Genomic DNA, 16,423 nt, shown 5'->3' with positions numbered 1-16,423 from the left:
CGGTTGGAAAGGGCCAGGCCTCGATGCGTCGGGTAACGTTTGGAACCTCATTGGCGCTGTTTTTGCTCGCCGGTTGCGCTTCGCAGGGCGACGTCGAGAACGGGGCTGTCTACGACCCGATCGAGCCGGCGAACCGTCTCGTCTTTGCGGTGAACGACGCGGTCGATACCGTCGTCCTTCAGCCGACCGCCTTCGTCTACAAGGAGGTCGTCCCGGCTCCGATCCGCGAGGTCGTGCGCAACTTCCTCGACTGGCTGAGCTCGCCGATCTACATCGCGAACAGCGCCCTGCAGGGCGACCTGGAAGGGCTGGAGCACAACGCCGCCCGTTTCGTGGCCAATTCCCCGATGTTCGGCCTGGTCGACAACGCCACGGGCCTCGGCCTGGAGCGCCGTCCAGAAGATTTCGGCCAGACGCTCGCCGTCTGGGGTGCGGAGGACGGCCCCTATCTGGTGCTGCCGCTGCTCGGCCCGTCGAACCTGCGCGACACCGGCGGCATGGTCGCCGACTATTTCATGGACCCGATCAACTATATCGGCGACGAGGACACGGTCTTCCGTCTGCAGATCGCCCGCCGCGTGGTCGGCGCTGTCGACTTCCGGGCGCAGAACTACCAGCAGATCAACGATCTGAAGGCCACCTCGGTGGATTATTACGCCCGCGTCCGCACGATCTACAAGCAGCGTCGCGAAGCGTTGATCCGCAACAACACGCCCCCGCCGATGGCGGCGACCGGGAGTTCGTCTTCCGGCGAGTTCGAGCAGTTCCAGCCGTCCAACGCGCCGATCGAGCAGAGCGGCAGCCGGGCCAAGGACTGACGGTAACGGGCGACCCGTCCTTCTCGCGACGCGCCTCAGACCTTTGCAGCACTGATGCCGTAACGGTAACTCGATTGACACGCGAGGATCTGTAAATGGGCAGTATTCTTAGGGCTTTTGTCCTTATTCTTCTTATCGCCGGCCCGGTGACCCAGGCACGCGCGGCGTCGGACGCGGGCGCTTTCGTCGGCGAATTCGCCGAGAAGGCGATCGCGCTGGTGTCCGAGTCCAACCTGAGCACGGCCGAGCGCCGTGACGAGTTCGGCGATCTCGTGCGGACCTATTTCGACATGCCGGGCATCGGCCGCTTCCTTCTGGGCCGCTACTGGCGGACCGCGACGGAGGCCGAGCAGGAGGCCTACCTGAAGGCCTTCACCGACAACATGGTCTACACCTACTCGCGCCGGTTCGACGAATACGGCGGCCAGAAGCTGGTGATTGACGGCACCCGCGAGGACGGCCGGTTCGACATCGTCTCCAGCCGGATCGTCTCGCCGAGCAGCAGCGAAGAGTTCCGTCTGGAATGGCGGGTGATCGAGGACGGCAGCAGCTTCAAGATCGTCGACATCGTCATCGAGGGCGTGAGCATGAGCGTGACCCAGCGCCAGGAATACGCCTCGGTGATCCAGAACAACGGCGGCAAGGTCCAGGCGCTGATTGACGCGCTGACCCGCCAGATGGCCGGGGTGAGATCCTCCGGCGGCTGACGCTTTCACCCTGCCCCCACCACGAAAGAGCCGGTCCAGGCGCAAGCCCGGATCGGCTCTTTGCTTTTGACGGCCCTCTCCATCTACCTGAATGCCCCCCGCCCACCTGCACTCCGCCGATTCAGTCCGGGGAGTGAGGTAAGGAGGGTCGGGTAGCATCACCCGCCCCGGAACCCGCCCCAAACGGAAACGGGCGGCCCCGAAGGCCCGCCCGCTCGCGATACGATAGGTCCGATGCCGATCAGGCGCGCACCACCGGCTTGTAGCGGATGCGGTGCGGCTGCAGGGAATCCTCGCCCAGCCGGCGCTTCTTGTCGGCCTCGTAGGCCTCGAAGTTGCCCTCGAACCACTCCACATGGCTGTCGCCCTCGAAGGCGAGGATGTGGGTGGCCACTCGGTCCAGGAACCAGCGATCGTGGCTGATCACCACCGCGCAGCCGGCGAATTCCAGCAGGCCCTCTTCCAGCGCGCGCAGGGTATCGACGTCCAGGTCGTTGGTCGGTTCGTCAAGCATCAGCACGTTGGCACCGGATTTCAGCATCTTGGCGAGGTGCACGCGGTTGCGCTCACCGCCGGAGAGCTGGCCGACCTTCTTCTGCTGGTCGCCGCCGCGGAAGTTGAACTGGCCGCAATAGGCGCGGCTCTGGATCTTGCGCCGGCCGAGATCGATCTCGTCGAGGCCGTCGGAGATCTCCTCCCAGACCGTCTTGTTCGGATCCAGGCTGTCGCGGCTCTGATCGACATAGCCGAGCTTCACCGTGTCGCCGATGCGGATCACGCCGTCATCCGGCGTCTCCTGCTCGGTGATCATCCGGAACAGGGTGGTCTTGCCGGCGCCGTTCGGACCGATCACGCCGACGATGCCGCCCGGGGGCAGCTTGAAGGTCAGGTTCTCGATCAGCAGCCGGTCGCCGAACGCCTTGTCCAGCCCCTCGGCCTCGATCACCACGTCGCCCAGGCGCGGTCCCGCCGGGATGACGATCTGCGCGGTGTCGGGTGCCTTCTCCTTGCTCTGAGCCAGCAGCTCCTCATAGGCCTGCACGCGCGCCTTGGACTTCGCCTGGCGGGCCTTCGCCCCCTGCTGGATCCACTCCAGCTCGTTGCTGAGGGTGCGCATCCGGGCCTCTTCCTGACGGCCCTCCTGCTCCAGGCGCTTCTGCTTCTGCTTCAGCCAGCCGGAATAGTTGCCCTCGTAGGGAATGCCCCGGCCGCGGTCGAGCTCCAGGATCCAGCCCGCCACCTCGTCCAGGAAGTAGCGATCGTGAGTCACGGTGACGACGGTGCCGGCATAGTCGGCAAGCATGCGCTGCAGCCAGGCGACGGACTCGGCGTCCAGGTGGTTGGTCGGCTCGTCGAGCAGCAGAATGTCCGGTTGCGACAGCAGCAGCCGGGCCAGGGCCACGCGGCGGCGCTCACCGCCCGACAGCTTGGTCACGTCGGCGTCGCCCGGCGGGCAGCGCAGCGCGTCCATGGCGATGTTGACCTTGCGCTCCAGATCCCAGGCGTCGGCCGCGTCGATCTGCTCCTGCAGCTCGGCCTGCTCGGCCAGCAGGGCATTCATCTCGTCGTCGGTCATCTCCTCGGCGAAACGGGCGCTGACCTCGTTGAAGCGGTCGACCAGATCCTTGATCGGGCCGAGGCCGCGCATGACGTTGCCTTGGACGTCCGTGTCGGTGTCGAGCTGCGGCTCCTGCGGCAGGTAGCCGACCTTGACGCCGTCGGCGGCCCAGGCCTCGCCATTATACTCGGTGTCCACGCCGGCCATGATCTTCAGCAGGGTCGACTTACCGGCGCCGTTGACGCCGAGCACGCCGATCTTGGCGCCGGGCAGGAAGGACAGACGGATGTCCTTCAGTACCTCGCGCCCTCCCGGATAGACCTTGGAGAGTCCGTTCATGACGTAGATGTACTGGTAGGAGGCCATGCGGCACGATCCTTTGACGGGGCAAGTGTGTGAACCGGGCCGTTTCTAGCCCATCGCCCTGGGGCGCGGCAATGCGGCTGTGTGACGTCGGTTCCCGGACCCACTCAACACCCGCCGATCCCTATCCTGATACTCGACTATGCTGACATCTGCTTGAACAGCTGACATTCTCTCCATACGGTAACTTTGGCGGCGCAGATCGCCCATTGAGCAGGGGACGCAGGAGATAACCACTATGCAATCTAAATCCCGATTTTCCCGATACCTTATGGCCGGTCTCGGGGCCGGCCTGATCATGCTCGGCGCCTCCTTCGCCGAAGCCAAGACGTTCAAATGGGCGTTCCAGGGCGATGCCCAGTCCCTCGACCCCTATTCGCTGAACGAGACCTTCACCCTCGGTCTGCTGGGCAACATCTACGAGGGTCTCATTCGCCGCTCGCCGTCGCTGGAGATCGAGCCGGCGCTGGCCGAGCGCTGGGAGATCCTGGAGCCGACCAAGTGGCGCTTCCACCTGCGCAAGGGTGTGAAGTTTCATAACGGCAACGACTTCACCGCCGACGACGTGCTGTTCTCCGCCGAGCGGGTCCGCAAGGACGGTTCGGACCTGAAGACCCGCCTCGCCGGCGTAGCCGAGGTGATCAAGGTCGACGACTACACGGTCGACTTCGTCACCGAGACGCCGAACCCGATCCTCCATTACGAATGGGCCACCTGGGCCATCATGGACAAGGAGTGGGCCGAGGCGAACGGGGCCGAGGCGCCGACCGACGTCACCGGCGGCAAGGAGAACTTCTCCACCCGGAACGCCAACGGCACCGGGCCGTTCAAGGTCCAGTCTCGCGAGACCGACGTGAAGACGGTTCTGGTCGAGAACGAGAACTGGTGGGACAAGGCCAACAAGACCCACAACCTCACCGAGATCATCTTCACCCCGATCGGCTCCGACTCCACCCGCGTGGCCGCGCTGCTCTCGGGCGAGATCGACATGATGTATCCGGTCCCGGTTCAGGACATGGAGCGCATCGACGGCGATCCGAACGCCGAGGTTCTCGCCGGTCCGGAGCTGCGCACGATCTTCCTGGGCATGGACCAGGAGCGCGACGAGCTCCTGTATTCCAACATCAAGGGCAAGAACCCGTTCAAGGACGTCCGCGTCCGTGAGGCGTTCTACCGCGCGATCGACGTCGAACTGATCCAGAAGAAGGTCATGCGCGGCCTCTCGGCCCCGACGGCCCTGATGATCTCGCCGTTCCTGTTCACCCATTCGGACGAGTTCACCCGACTGGAAACCGACACGGCCATGGCCAAGAAGCTGATGGCCGACGCCGGCTATGCGGACGGTTTCGAGGTCACCATGGACTGCCCGAACAACCGCTACGTCAACGACGAGGCGATCTGTCAGGCGGTCGTGGCGATGCTCGCCCGGATCAACGTCAAGGTGAACCTGCTGGCCCAGCCGAAGGCCCAGTACTTCGCCAAGATCCTGGCGCCGAAGCGGGACACCAGCTTCTATCTGCTGGGCTGGACGCCCGGCTCCTTCGACAGCTGGAACGTGATGTACAACATCATTGCCACGCCGGACGACAGCGGCCGCGGCAAGTTCAACATCGGCGGCTACTCCAACGCGGAATTCGATAGGCTGACCGACGAGGTCCTGTCGGAGACCGATGCGGAGAAGCGCGATGCGATGATCCGCGACGCCTTCACGATCCTGCACAACGAGCGGGGCTACATCCCGCTGCACCAGCAGGGGCTGGCCTGGGGCAAGCGCTCCAACGTCACGCTCGAGCAGCGTGCCGACAACCAGTTCGACATGCGCCACGTGAAGATCGACTGACCGCGGCGGCGTCCGCGCCGCCGTCCGACCGCCTTCCGCACCGACGTCTCTCCCGGGACGTCGGTGCTTTTCTTTTCGGCTTCCTCTGGTCCTGCCGGCCCGCCTTTCGAGAGATTTTCCCCTCTGCGTTATGGGGACGTTAACGTTTGGACCCGTAAACCTTTAATCAAATACCTGCCCCAGACGCGAGCCGCGCCATGCCCGCCGAATTCCGCTTCATCGTCTTCACGCCCCACGAGGCCGCCCAGGCCCTGGTGAAATTCTGCCAGAAGAGCGGCCGGCGTCTCCCGATGGGCACCGTGGTGCGGGCGGAACCCGTGGGCGGCGTGGCCGGCGAACAGCCACCCACCGGGCTGCTGCGTCTGCTCCCCGACAGCGGGGAGGAGGTGAAGGTCAAGTTCGAGCCCCAGGAGGTCGTCAGCGCGCTGCTGTTGTTCGCGCTGGACCGCAAGATCCCGATGCCGCGGGACAGCGAGAAGGTGCTGGAGTCGATCCGCAATCGATTCGCGCTCAGAATAGGGTACTATCCCCTGGAAGACGGTGCCGCCGGGAAGACCGCAATCGCGAAAGCGACCGGCAAATAGCCTGAAAACGGCGGTCTTCCGTAGTGCCATGGCGACGGCCATGAAGATTTGATGAAATCGCCAATCGATCGGACGCCACCGCCGCGTGTCTCGGCTAGTGTGTGCCGTCGATCCCTGGAGACGCGAGAAATGAAGAAGAACCCGCTGCTGTCGGACGCCGTGACCCCTCACCGCCGCTTCACCAAGCGCGGGATCCTGGACCGTGCCTTCATCGTCATGTTCCACGGCCTGGTCTACCCGCAGATCTGGGAAGATCCGGAGGTCGATCTCAAGGCCCTGCGCCTGACCCCGGAGAGCCGGATCCTCACCATCGCCTCGGGCGGCTGCAACGTCCTCAACTACCTGACCGAGAACCCGGAAAACGTCACCGCGGTCGACCTCAACCCGCACCACATCGCGCTCTGCCATCTCAAGGTCGCCGCGCTCAAGCACCTGCCGAGCTACGAGTCCTTCTTCCGCCTGTTCGGCCATGCCGACGAGAAGGGCAACGTCCGCGCCTTCCACAAGCACCTGCGCGACCATCTCGACCCCGAGACCCATGCCTACTGGATGCGCCGCGGCCTGACCGGCCGGCGGATCAACCTGTTCGCCCGCAACATCTACAAGCACGGGGTGCTCGGCCGCTTCATCGGCCTGCTGCATCTGGTCGCCCGGCTGAGCGGCAAGAACCCCAAGCGGCTGCTGACGGCCCGCAATCTGGAAGAGCAGCGCTGGCTGTTCGAGACCCTGATCGAGCCGATCTTCGAGACGGCGGTGATGAAGGCGATCTGCCGTCTGCCGGTGAGCTATTTCGGTCTCGGCATCCCGCCGGCACAGTTCCAGGAGCTGTCGGCCTCCTCGGGCGGCAACATGGCGGGCCTCATGCGCTCCCGGCTGGAGCGGCTGGCCTGCGACTTCCCGTTCGCCGACAACTACTTCGCCTGGCAGGCCTTCGGCCGCGGCTACGACAAGATCGACCGCATCGCCGTGCCCCGCTACCTGCAGGAGCGGTATTACCAGGAACTGCAGACCAAGCTGGACCGGGTGGCGTTCAAGCAGACCTCGGTGACCTCTTACCTGCAGACACAGGCCGACCAGTCGCTGGACCGCTATGTCCTGCTGGACGCCCAGGACTGGATGACCACCGAGCAGCTCACCGAACTGTGGGGCGAGATCCTGCGTACCGCCAAGCCGGGCACGCGGGTGATCTTCCGCACCGCCGGCGAGGACAGCATCCTGCCCGGCCGCATCCCCAACGAGATGCTCGACCGCTTCCAGTACCACGAGGCCGAGAGCAAGCTGCACACCGCCGCCGACCGCTCGTCCATCTATGGCGGCTTCCACCTATACACCCTCAAGGACTGAGCCATGGCGGACGGTGTCCGCGGCCAGGATGACGCGGGCAGCGATACCAGTGTCGTCCATCGCAAGATGGACGACATGTATCGGCTGCAACGGCACATCTACGACCTGAGCCGCGCCTATTACCTGCTGGGCCGCGACCAGCTCATCGCCGAGCTGGATCTGCAGCCGGGCGAGACGGTGTGCGAAATCGGCTGCGGCACCGGCCGCAATCTGGTGCTCATGGCCCGGCGCTACCCCCAGGCCCACCTGATGGGCCTGGACGCCTCCACGGAGATGCTGCGCTCCGCCCAGGCCAAGGTCGACCGCGCGGGCCTGACGGACCGCCTGCCGCTGGTGCACGGCTTCGCCGAGCAGTTCGACCCGGCCTCCGCCTTCGGCCTGTCCGAGCCGCTGGACCGGATCGTGTTCTCCTATTCCCTGTCGATGATCCCGCCCTGGCGGGAATCGATCGAGCATGCCGTCGCCTCGCTGAAGCCCGGCGGCCGCGTGCATATCGTCGATTTCGGCGACCAGGCCGGCCTGCCCGGCTGGTTCCGCGGCATGCTGTTCGGGTGGCTCGACCTGTTCGGCGTGCATGTGCGCCCGGAGCTGATCGGCTACCTGCGCGAGCTGAAGGCCTCCGGCCGGGCCGAGGTCGAGATCCGCCCGATCTTCCGCGGCTACGCCTTCCGCGCGGACCTGCGCCGGCCCTGATCCTCAGCCGTCGCTCCGCCTCTCCAGCACCATGGCCGCCAGCGTCGCCAACAATGCGGCGACGGACACTGCCAGCATCAGGACGAGCAGCAGCAGCGGCGACGGCCGGTCGGCCAGGAGCGCGCCGGTGCCCGAGGTCAGCAGCGCGCCGACAGCGAGGTTGGTGGCGCCGGTGATCCCGGCAGCAGAGCCCGCCAGGCGGGGGACGACCGACATTGCCCCGGCATTGCTGGTCGGCGTGGTCAGTCCGTTGCCGACGCCGACGAGGATCGTGCTCCCGAAATAAAGGACGGGCACGACGAGGCCGCTCTCCAGCACGGCGATCCCCGCCAGCAGCCCGCCGCAGGCCACGATCCGCCCCAGCAGCATCACCCGCGTCGACGCCCAGCTGCGCGACAGCCGACCGGCAAGAAAACTGCCGGTCATGAACCCGCCCGTGATACTGCCGACATAGAGTCCCAGTTCGGCCGTGGTGACGCCGAAGACCGAGGTGGCGATCAACGGAGAGCCCGAGATGAAGATGTAGAACGCGCCGCCGGAGAAGGTCGTGCACAGCGCATAGCTCCAGAACAGCGGGCGTCGAAACAGGGAGGCGGCACCCGGTATCACGGCCCCTGCCATCTCTTCCCGCCCACGAACGGTCTCGCCCAGGTCGGTCCACACAAGACACAGCAGCGCCGCGCCGACGGTGCCGTAGAGCACGAAGATCGCCCGCCATCCGAGGGCCGCGTCCAACAGGCTGCCGACCATCGGGGCCAGCATCGGCGCCAGCGCCATCGACATGGCGATGCGGCTGACCAGCCGGGGCACGTCCGGCCCGTCATGGGTGTCGCGGACGATCGCAAGCGACAGCACATAGCCGGAGATCACGGCGGCCTGGATCATTCGCGCGCCGAGGAACATCCACACATCCTGGGCCGCGGCGCCGATCGCGGACGCGACGGTGAACACCGCCAGGGCGGTCAGCAACACCGGCCGCCGGCCGATCCGGTCGGACAGCGGGCCGACGCCGAGCTGAACCAGGGCCGTCACCGCCAGATAGCCGCCTAGCGCCAGGCTGACCACACCGTAATCGGAGTTGAGGTCGCGGGCGATGTTGGCCAGCGACGGGACGATCAGGTTGAGCGTCATCGTCGAGGTGGCGGCCAGCAGCACGAGAGTGGTGAAGTGGGGCGGCGAACTGGCTCGAAAGGGGATCATAGGAGGCCTCGAAACAGAAAACCCCCGAACGAAGTTCGGGGGCGCATGGCAGGCGGCTCAGGGTTCCGCTAAGGGTCCATGCGCCTCATGCCTACGATGGTAACGGTGGTTCGGGTCATCGATATCTCCTGGCAACAACGTTAGCCGGGAGGGCGCCAGGCGGCAAGCGCCGGCGGCCCTGATCCATCCCCCGCGGTCGGGCGGCCTCATGCAGGTCGCCATCCCTCCCCCACTCGACTTCCTGGACGGCCTGCAGGGCCGATCCAGGACCCTGGGACAGGCGACCGGTCACGGTCCTGGATCGATCCTGCGGATCGTCCAGGAAGTCGGAGATGGGGTTAAGTGTGTGAGCCGGCTCCATGAGCCAACCCCATGCGCCAGCCCCATACCCGGGACCCATGCGCCGGACGCGGAGCGGTATGGCGGTGAAGCCTCTTCCGGCGGGCCGCGGGTCGGAGTAAACGATCCCTCATCTTAGGCTTTTCGGAGGGTCGGGCAGCCCCGGCGCGCTGAGCGCGCTCCAAGGTTCCGTCGCTCATACCATGACATCCAGAGATCCCCGGGCCGACCGCCGCGTCGGCTATGCGTGCGCACTGATCGACCAGGGCGACCTCGTCGGCGCGTTGTCCCTGCTCGACCAGACGCTGGAACTCGCGCCGGACTGGGGCGACCTCCTGGTTCTCACCGGCGAGACCCAGGCCAAGCTCGGCCTGCGCGACGAGGCCGTGGCCAGCTTCCGACGCTATCTCGACCTGCACGACGAGGACCGGCACGGCGCCATGCTGCATCTCGCCCTGCTCGGCGCCGCCCCGCCGCCGGACGCGACCCAGACACCCTATGTCAAAGCGCTGTTCGACGACTTTTCCGACCGGTTCGACCGCTCGCTGCTGCAGGACCTGGAGTATCAGGGGCCCGCGCTGATCGCCGAGCTCGTCGGCACCGGCGGGCCGGACGGGCTGGGCTCGGTACTCGATCTCGGCTGCGGCACTGGCCTGATCGGCGAACGGCTGCGCCGCCACTGCGCCTGGCTCGACGGGGTCGACCTGTCGGACGGCATGCTGGAGAAGGCCAGGGCCAAGAAGATCTACGACGGTCTGCACCAGGGCGATATCGCCGCCTTCCTGTCCACGCCGCCGCGGCTGTACGACCTGATCGTCGCCGGCGACGTGCTGAACTACGTGGGTGCCCTCGACCGGGTCCTGAGCGGAATCGGCCAGGCGCTGCGGCCCGGCGGCCGGGCGGTGTTCACGGTGGAAGCGCTCGATCCGACCGGCGGGGCGGAGAGCGAGGTGATGCGCCTGCTGCCGACCCTGCGCTACGGCCATTCCGCCGACTACGTGCGCGCGGCCTCGGCCGACGCCCGGCTGACGGTGCTCGACCAGCGCACCGAGGTCCTGCGGCGCGAGGCGGGCAAGCCGCTGGCGGGCTATGTCTTCACCGTGCAGCGGCCGGCCGACGGCGCGATCCTGGCGGCCGGGTCGGGCGAGCTGGAGCCGGAACCCCGGATCCGGTCCTGACGGCCCGGGGATCCGCGTCGAAATCGATCGGCGGCGTGGAGTAGACTGCGGGGTCCCATTCGGCCGAAGGCGGCCGCCACGATCCCCGGAGAGCCCGCGTGACCCCGACCATGAGCTATCTGCTGCCGCCGCTGATGCTGGCGGCGTCCAACGTGTTCATGACCTTCGCCTGGTACGGCCACCTGAAGTTCAAGGCGACGCCGCTGATCGTGGTGATCCTGGTGAGCTGGGGCATCGCGCTGGCGGAATACTGCCTAGCGGTGCCGGCCAACCGGATCGGCCACGGCGTCTACAGCGCCGCCCAGCTCAAGACGATCCAGGAAGTGATCACCATCGCGGTCTTCGTGGCCTTCTCGTTCCTGTACCTGAAGGAGAGCATCGCCCCGAGCCAGCTCTTCGGCCTGGGCATGATCGCGGTCGGGGCGGCGCTGGTGTTCTTCAAGCCCTGGGGGTGAAGGGGTAGAGGAAAAGCTCCCCCTTACCCCCTACCCCCTACCGCTTCAGCCGCGAGGCCACCGCCATGACCCGCTCGGCGCGGTCGACGATCGGCTTGTCGATCATCTTGCCCTTATAGGCCACCGCCCCCTTGCCCTGGGCCAGCGCGTCCTTGAACGCGGCGAGCAGGCCTTCGGCATGGGCGATCTCCTCGTCGCTCGGGGTGAAGGCGGCGTTCAGCACCGGAATCTGCGCCGGGTGGATGCCCATCCCGCCTTCCGAGCCGTTGCGCCGCCCCTGCTCCGCGCCGCGGCGGAAGGCGTCGAGATCGGAGAACTCGGCAATCGAGCCGGGATAGCCGAGCGGGATGATCCCCGCCTCCCGCGCCGCCAGCCGCACCAGCGCGTCATAGGGATCGAGCACGGCGGGGTCCGGTTCCGGGAGACCCAGGTCGGCGGCCATGTCCTCGCCGCCCAGGGTGATCGCCGCCACCCGTGGGCTGGCCTTGGCAATGGCCCTTGCCTCGTGCACGCCCTTGGCGGTCTCCACCAGCACGGCGTAACGCACATGGCCGGCCGGCAGGCCGCGCTCGGCTTCCAGCTCGCCCACCACCTCGTCGATGGCGCGGATGTGGTCGGCGCTGTCCACCTTGGGCAGGCAGAGCGCGTCCAGGCCCGGGATCACCGCGGCCTCCAGATCGGCGATGGCGAGGCGCCAGGGCCGGTTGATGCGGACCATGACCTCCACGGTGCCGGCCTTCGCCACGGTCGCGATGGAGCCCGGCAGGGCGGCCCGCGCCTCCTCCTTGCGGTCCGGCGGGATCGAGTCCTCGACGTCGAGGATCACCACGTCAGCGCCGCGCTCGCCTGCCTTGGCCACGAACCGCTCGGCATTGGCCGGGACGTAAAGCAGCGAGCGCCACAGGGGCGCGGGACGGGAGGTATCGAGGGTCATCAGATCAGTCCTTTCGCCCGCAGGGCGTCGGTGTCATGGCCCAGGGCCGGCCAGATCTCCTCGTTGTGCTCGCCCAGCTCGGGGGCGGGCATGCGGAGCTGGGCCGGGCTGCCGGACATGCGCGGGATCACGTTGTGCATCGCCATGCGGCCGATATCGGCGTCGGGCATGGAGACGATGGCCTCGCGATCCAGCGGATAGGGATGCACGGCAAGCTCGCTCACATCGGGTACCGCGCCGACGGTGACGCCCGCCTCCTCGAAGATCGCCAGGTTCTCTTCCTGGGTCCGCTCGGCCATGAAGGCGGCGACGATCGGATCGAGCTCGTGACGGTTGGCGACCCGGTCGGTGTTGGTGCGGAACTTCGGATTGTCCACGAGGTCGCCGCGACCGATGGTGCGCAGCAGCCGGTGCGCCATCGCCTGCATGGACGCGCTGAGCGCCACGTACTTGCCGTCCTTGCACTGGTAGACGTTGCGCGGGGCCGACTGGTTGGACAGGGAGCCGGTGCGCTCCGGCACCGTCTGGGTGAGATCGTAATTGGCGACGATCGGCCCCAGCACCGAGTGGATCGGCTCGAACAGCGACAGGTCGATCACCTGCCCCGGCCCGTTCTTCACCTCGATCTCGCGGATCGCCACCATGGCGGAGAACGCGCCGTAGAGGCCGGCGATCATGTCGGCCAGCGCCAGCGGCGGCAGCACCGGCGGCCGGTCGGCGAAACCGTTCATGGCGGCGAACCCGCTCATCGCCTCCACAAGGCTGCCGAAGCCCGGGCGGTGCGACCACATCCCGTCCTGGCCCCAGCCGGAGATCCGGATGATGATCAGGTTCGGATTGCGCTTCAGCAGCACGTCCGGCCCGATCCCCATCTTCTCCAGCGTGCCCGGCTTGAAGTTCTCCACCAGAACCCGCGCCGAGGCGACCAGGTCCAGCATCAGGTCGATGGCCCCTTCCTGGCGGAAGTTCAGGGTGACGCTCTTCTTGTTGCGGCAGATCACCTTCCAGTGGGTCGTGACCCCTTCCGTGTTCCAGGCGCGCAGGTCGTCGCCGCCGTCCGGCTTCTCGATCTTGATGACCTCGGCCCCGTGATCGGCCAGCAGATGGGTCACCGCGTTGCCGGCGACCAGACGCGACATGTCCAGGACACGCACGCCATGCAGGGCGCCGGGAATGTCTCCGACCCACTCTTTTTCGACGCCACTCATGCGTCCGTTTCCTCCAGATTCCGGATAATCGTGCCGACGGCGACCCCGCCGGCTCAACTCATGTTGATTGGATGCATGTTGTCGAACTCTAGCCCCGGCGGTCTAGTGCATACCGTTCCACCGCGTCCGGATCGAACCGGAAGCCCATGCCGGGAACGTCGGGGATCAGCAGGTCGCCGTCCACCATCTCGATCTGCTCGGCGAACAGCGGGCGGAACCAGGGCATGTGTTCGGCATAGGTGAGGTTGGACACCGCACCGCAGAGCTGCAGGCAGTGCTCGGTGAACAGGTGCGGGCTGACCGGCACATCGTAGGCGGCGGCCATGTTGGCGACCCGCATCCACTCGGTGATGCCGCCGACCCGCTCCAGATCCGGCATCAGTACGTCGGCCGACTTGCGCTCCAGCATGTCGCGGAAGCCGTAGCGGCCGTACTCGGTCTCGCCGCTGGCGATCGGCGTGTCGATCTCCGCGGCCACCCGGGCGGAGCCCTCCAGGTCGTAGGCCTGCACCGGCTCCTCGAACCAGACGAGGTTGAACGCCTCCAGCCGCCGGCCAAGGCGGATCGCGTGCGGGACCGTGAGGCCCTGGTTCGCGTCGGCCATCAGCTCGACCTTCGGGCCGATCGCCTCGCGCACGGCGGCGACCCGCTCGATATCCTCGCCGATATCCGGCTTGCCGATGCGCATCTTCATCGCCTTGAAGCCCTGGCCGAGGAAGTCGCGGGCCTGAGCCTGCAGCTCCTCGACGGTCATGGAGGCCCACAGGCCGCCCGAGGCGTAGGCCCGCACCCGGTCGCGCCGTCGGCCCAGGAGGCGGGAGACGGAGGCGCCCAGGGACTGCCCCAGGATATCCCAGCAGGCCCAGTCGATGGCCGCGATGCCGAACAGCGACACGCCCTTATGGCCGAGGAAGTTGATCTCGCCCCACATCTCGTCGAACCGGGCGGCGGTGTCGCGCGGGTCCCGGCCTATCATCCGCTCGCCCAGCATCCGGGTGATGGCGTCCAGCACCGGCAGGCGGTGAGCGCCGATGGCCCAGAGGTAGCTTTCGCCGGTGATGCCCTCCTCGGTGTCGAGCCAGACCAGCAGCCCGGCCACGCCCTCGATGCGGTGGATGGCGGTGCCGATGGGTTTGTCGAACGGAATCTCGATGGCGCGGGTGCGCAGGCCGGTGATCTTCATGACGGGTTTCCTCAGACGTTCTGGCCGGACGGCAGGACCATGATCCGCGGGATCAGCACGGAAGCCGGCTGCTCAACCGCGAAGACTACCGCCCGGGCGACGTCGGCGGGGGTCAGCGGCTGCGGCACGCTCTGGCTGACTTCAGGCCGCACCTCGTAGTCGCGGTGCAGGTCGGTGCGCACCAGCCCCGGCTCGACCACCGCGACCCGCACGCCGGATCCGGCAAGCTCCATGCGCAGGGATTCCGCCAGCGCCTCGATCGCGTATTTGGTCGCCGCATAGGCGCCGGCATTCGGCCGGGTCTTGGTGCCCAGCACCGAGCCGGTGAACAGCATGTCGCCGCCGCCCGCCTTCTTCATGTGGCGCAGGACCGTGTAGGCGAACCGGAAGGTGGCGTCGATATTGACCCGCAGCATGTCGGACATCGCGTCCAGATCGATATCGTCGACCGGCCCGCTGGCGATCAGGCCGGCATTGGCGAAGGCGATGTCGAGCCGGCCGAAGCTCTTCATCGTCAGATCGACCAGGGCGTCGGGGGTCGCCGGATCGGCGATGTCGCCGGCCAGCACCACGCAGTTGGGCAGCCGGGCGGCGTGCGCCTCCAGGATCTCGCCTCGGCGGCCGTGGAGCACGAGCTTCACCCCGCGCGCCGACAACGCCTCGGCGGCGGCGAGGCCGATGCCGCTGGTGGCGCCGGTGATGACGGCAACCTTGCCTTCAAGACCGCTCATGGTCCCTCCCTGGATTTCGTTTGTTCTTTGAGCGGTGCCAGAATGGCCGAGATCAAGGCCTCGTGCCAACGCATGAACTGCGCGGTGCCGGCATCGATCTCCACCCGGCCGGTCCGGCGGAACGCTTCGGCCACCGGGTCGAGGCGGTTGGCGACCGCGCTTGCCTCCGCCGAGCCCTCCCGGCGCAAGGCCGCGATCAGCATCCGGAGTCGGGCGAGATCGCGGAAGCCGGCAAGATGACCTGCGGCGCCGGCGACCATCTGCGGCGTCCAGGGTCCCCACTCGGACCGCATCCGTGCGCTGACCACCGGGCCGGCCCCGAAACAGTCATAGGCCCGGCAGATGGGAAAGCCGGCCGCCTCCAACGTGTCGAACTGGGTGCAGCGGAAGGTGTCGGAGAGGTGGACGCACGGCGTATCGGGAGCCTTGACGGCCGGAAACCCGGCCGCCGGCTGATGCGCCAGCGCGATGCAGCACAGACCGAAGCACTTGGCGCAGTCGGTCGGCCATCCGCCGTCCTCGGCACCTCTCCCCATGGTGCAATCGTAGGCCGCATCGTCGGAGAGAGGAACCGGTATCGGGCGCCGCGGCGCCGGGCGTCAGCCCAGATGCTGCTTGAAGAACTCCAGGGTGCGCTCGCGGGCGATCTCCGCGCTCTTGGGCTCGTAGCTGCCGCGCTCGTCGCAGTTGAAGCCGTGACCGGCCGGATAGACATGGACCGGCAGGTCCGGATGGGCCTGGCGGATCTTGTCGACCTCGGCCATCGGGATCGCATGATCCTGCTCGCCGAAATGGAAGATCACCGGGCATTTCGGTTGCAGCTCGGCCAGACCGCCGATGCCGCCGCCATAGTAGCTGGAGGCGACGGCGAAGCCCTCGAGCTTGGTGGCCGACAGCCAGGTCAGGGTCCCGCCCCAGCAGTAGCCGACGACGCCGACCTTGCCGGCCGAGCGCACCGCGTCGGCGGCGGCGGCGATGTCCAGCAGCGGATCGTCGTTGCCGACCTTGGCGCGGATCTCGCGGCCCTCGGTCACGTCGTCCTCGTCATAGCCGAGCTCGATGCCCGGCTTGTAGCGGTCGTACAGGGCCGGGCAGATCGCCAGATAGCCGTCCTCGGCATAGGCGTCGGCCACCTTCTTCATGTGGCTGTTCACGCCGAAGATCTCCTGAATGACCACCAGGCCGCCCCGGGGCTTGCCGGAGGGCTGGGCGAGATAGGCGTCGAAGGCGTGCCCGTCGGACGCCTTCAGCTTGAGCGTGTCGGCCATGGTGAGTCCCTCGGCTGTCA

General features: G+C 67.2%; 16 protein-coding genes. 8 read left to right on the top strand and 8 right to left on the bottom strand.

The window, feature by feature from the left end:
• Positions 1-50 precede the first annotated feature (50 nt).
• Both T8K17_RS10525 and T8K17_RS10520 read left to right on the top strand, forming a co-directional pair.
• Complete coding sequence (locus T8K17_RS10525; protein ID WP_322334463.1) at positions 51-818, top strand: VacJ family lipoprotein; 768 nt, start codon at positions 51-53, stop codon at positions 816-818.
• Between the two features lie 146 nt (positions 819-964).
• Entirely contained in the window at positions 965-1,525 is a 561-nt protein-coding gene (locus tag T8K17_RS10520; RefSeq protein WP_322334462.1) for an ABC transporter substrate-binding protein, read from the top strand.
• A 241-nt stretch (positions 1,526-1,766) separates the two neighbouring features.
• On the opposite strand, the gene ettA is transcribed toward T8K17_RS10520, so the two are convergent.
• On the bottom strand, positions 1,767-3,449 hold the full coding sequence (gene ettA, locus T8K17_RS10515; RefSeq protein WP_322334461.1) for an energy-dependent translational throttle protein EttA: 1,683 nt from the start codon (positions 3,447-3,449) through the stop codon (positions 1,767-1,769).
• A 268-nt stretch (positions 3,450-3,717) separates the two neighbouring features.
• Between ettA and T8K17_RS10510 the strand changes: the two genes are divergently transcribed.
• From T8K17_RS10510 to T8K17_RS10495, 4 genes are all read left to right on the top strand, one after another.
• Entirely contained in the window at positions 3,718-5,286 is a 1,569-nt protein-coding gene (locus tag T8K17_RS10510) for an ABC transporter substrate-binding protein (RefSeq protein ID WP_322334460.1), read from the top strand.
• A gap of 197 nt (positions 5,287-5,483) precedes the next feature.
• Positions 5,484-5,870, top strand: coding sequence for a hypothetical protein (locus T8K17_RS10505; protein ID WP_322334459.1), 387 nt, complete (start codon positions 5,484-5,486; stop codon positions 5,868-5,870).
• Between the two features lie 129 nt (positions 5,871-5,999).
• A complete protein-coding gene (locus tag T8K17_RS10500; protein ID WP_322334458.1) occupies positions 6,000-7,214 on the top strand; it encodes a DUF3419 family protein in 1,215 nt (404 codons plus the stop codon).
• Between the two features lie 3 nt (positions 7,215-7,217).
• Positions 7,218-7,907, top strand: a complete 690-nt coding sequence (locus tag T8K17_RS10495; RefSeq protein ID WP_322334457.1) for a class I SAM-dependent methyltransferase — start codon at positions 7,218-7,220, stop codon at positions 7,905-7,907.
• 3 nt (positions 7,908-7,910) lie between these two features.
• On the opposite strand, the gene T8K17_RS10490 is transcribed toward T8K17_RS10495, so the two are convergent.
• The gene (locus T8K17_RS10490; protein WP_322334456.1) at positions 7,911-9,107 is read right to left on the bottom strand and encodes an MFS transporter; all 1,197 of its coding nucleotides are present in this window, start codon (positions 9,105-9,107) and stop codon (positions 7,911-7,913) included.
• Between the two features lie 542 nt (positions 9,108-9,649).
• Here T8K17_RS10490 and T8K17_RS10485 point away from each other — a divergent pair.
• Both T8K17_RS10485 and T8K17_RS10480 read left to right on the top strand, forming a co-directional pair.
• Positions 9,650-10,624 (top strand): class I SAM-dependent DNA methyltransferase, encoded by a 975-nt coding sequence (locus tag T8K17_RS10485; protein WP_322334455.1) that lies wholly within the window; start codon positions 9,650-9,652, stop codon positions 10,622-10,624.
• Positions 10,625-10,722: 98 nt separating this feature from the next.
• The gene (locus T8K17_RS10480; RefSeq protein WP_322334454.1) at positions 10,723-11,079 is read left to right on the top strand and encodes a DMT family protein; all 357 of its coding nucleotides are present in this window, start codon (positions 10,723-10,725) and stop codon (positions 11,077-11,079) included.
• A 37-nt stretch (positions 11,080-11,116) separates the two neighbouring features.
• On the opposite strand, the gene T8K17_RS10475 is transcribed toward T8K17_RS10480, so the two are convergent.
• From T8K17_RS10475 to T8K17_RS10450, 6 genes are all read right to left on the bottom strand, one after another.
• Complete coding sequence (locus T8K17_RS10475; RefSeq protein WP_322334453.1) at positions 11,117-12,013, bottom strand: CoA ester lyase; 897 nt, start codon at positions 12,011-12,013, stop codon at positions 11,117-11,119.
• On the bottom strand, positions 12,013-13,221 hold the full coding sequence (locus T8K17_RS10470; RefSeq protein ID WP_322334452.1) for a CoA transferase: 1,209 nt from the start codon (positions 13,219-13,221) through the stop codon (positions 12,013-12,015). Before T8K17_RS10470 ends, T8K17_RS10475 begins: the two co-directional genes overlap by 1 nt.
• A gap of 88 nt (positions 13,222-13,309) precedes the next feature.
• Entirely contained in the window at positions 13,310-14,404 is a 1,095-nt protein-coding gene (locus T8K17_RS10465) for a mandelate racemase/muconate lactonizing enzyme family protein (RefSeq protein ID WP_322334451.1), read from the bottom strand.
• Between the two features lie 11 nt (positions 14,405-14,415).
• Positions 14,416-15,135, bottom strand: coding sequence for an SDR family oxidoreductase (locus tag T8K17_RS10460; RefSeq protein WP_322334450.1), 720 nt, complete (start codon positions 15,133-15,135; stop codon positions 14,416-14,418).
• A complete protein-coding gene (locus T8K17_RS10455) occupies positions 15,132-15,671 on the bottom strand; it encodes a hypothetical protein (protein WP_322334449.1) in 540 nt (179 codons plus the stop codon). Before T8K17_RS10455 ends, T8K17_RS10460 begins: the two co-directional genes overlap by 4 nt.
• A 63-nt stretch (positions 15,672-15,734) precedes the next feature.
• Entirely contained in the window at positions 15,735-16,403 is a 669-nt protein-coding gene (locus T8K17_RS10450; RefSeq protein WP_322334448.1) for a dienelactone hydrolase family protein, read from the bottom strand.
• Between the last annotated feature and the right edge of the window lie 20 nt (positions 16,404-16,423).

Origin of the sequence: Thalassobaculum sp. OXR-137 (assembly GCF_034377285.1) — a bacterium.
GTDB lineage: Bacteria > Pseudomonadota > Alphaproteobacteria > Thalassobaculales > Thalassobaculaceae > Thalassobaculum.
The sequence above is the reverse complement of the archived record's forward strand: the minus strand, read 5'-3'. Positions and strand labels throughout refer to the sequence as shown.

What these genes read in the sequence shown, in the direction of transcription:
- ettA (WP_322334461.1), bottom strand. Translation starts at nt 3,449, where the DNA reads ATGGCCTCCTACCAGTACATCTACGTCATGAACGGACTCTCCAAGGTC.
- T8K17_RS10510 (WP_322334460.1), top strand. Translation starts at nt 3,718, where the DNA reads ATGGCCGGTCTCGGGGCCGGCCTGATCATGCTCGGCGCCTCCTTCGCC.
- T8K17_RS10505 (WP_322334459.1), top strand. Translation starts at nt 5,484, where the DNA reads ATGCCCGCCGAATTCCGCTTCATCGTCTTCACGCCCCACGAGGCCGCC.
- T8K17_RS10500 (WP_322334458.1), top strand. Translation starts at nt 6,000, where the DNA reads ATGAAGAAGAACCCGCTGCTGTCGGACGCCGTGACCCCTCACCGCCGC.
- T8K17_RS10495 (WP_322334457.1), top strand. Translation starts at nt 7,218, where the DNA reads ATGGCGGACGGTGTCCGCGGCCAGGATGACGCGGGCAGCGATACCAGT.
- T8K17_RS10490 (WP_322334456.1), bottom strand. Translation starts at nt 9,107, where the DNA reads ATGATCCCCTTTCGAGCCAGTTCGCCGCCCCACTTCACCACTCTCGTG.
- T8K17_RS10485 (WP_322334455.1), top strand. Translation starts at nt 9,650, where the DNA reads ATGACATCCAGAGATCCCCGGGCCGACCGCCGCGTCGGCTATGCGTGC.
- T8K17_RS10475 (WP_322334453.1), bottom strand. Translation starts at nt 12,013, where the DNA reads ATGACCCTCGATACCTCCCGTCCCGCGCCCCTGTGGCGCTCGCTGCTT.
- T8K17_RS10470 (WP_322334452.1), bottom strand. Translation starts at nt 13,221, where the DNA reads ATGAGTGGCGTCGAAAAAGAGTGGGTCGGAGACATTCCCGGCGCCCTG.
- T8K17_RS10465 (WP_322334451.1), bottom strand. Translation starts at nt 14,404, where the DNA reads ATGAAGATCACCGGCCTGCGCACCCGCGCCATCGAGATTCCGTTCGAC.
- T8K17_RS10460 (WP_322334450.1), bottom strand. Translation starts at nt 15,135, where the DNA reads ATGAGCGGTCTTGAAGGCAAGGTTGCCGTCATCACCGGCGCCACCAGC.
- T8K17_RS10455 (WP_322334449.1), bottom strand. Translation starts at nt 15,671, where the DNA reads ATGGGGAGAGGTGCCGAGGACGGCGGATGGCCGACCGACTGCGCCAAG.
- T8K17_RS10450 (WP_322334448.1), bottom strand. Translation starts at nt 16,403, where the DNA reads ATGGCCGACACGCTCAAGCTGAAGGCGTCCGACGGGCACGCCTTCGAC.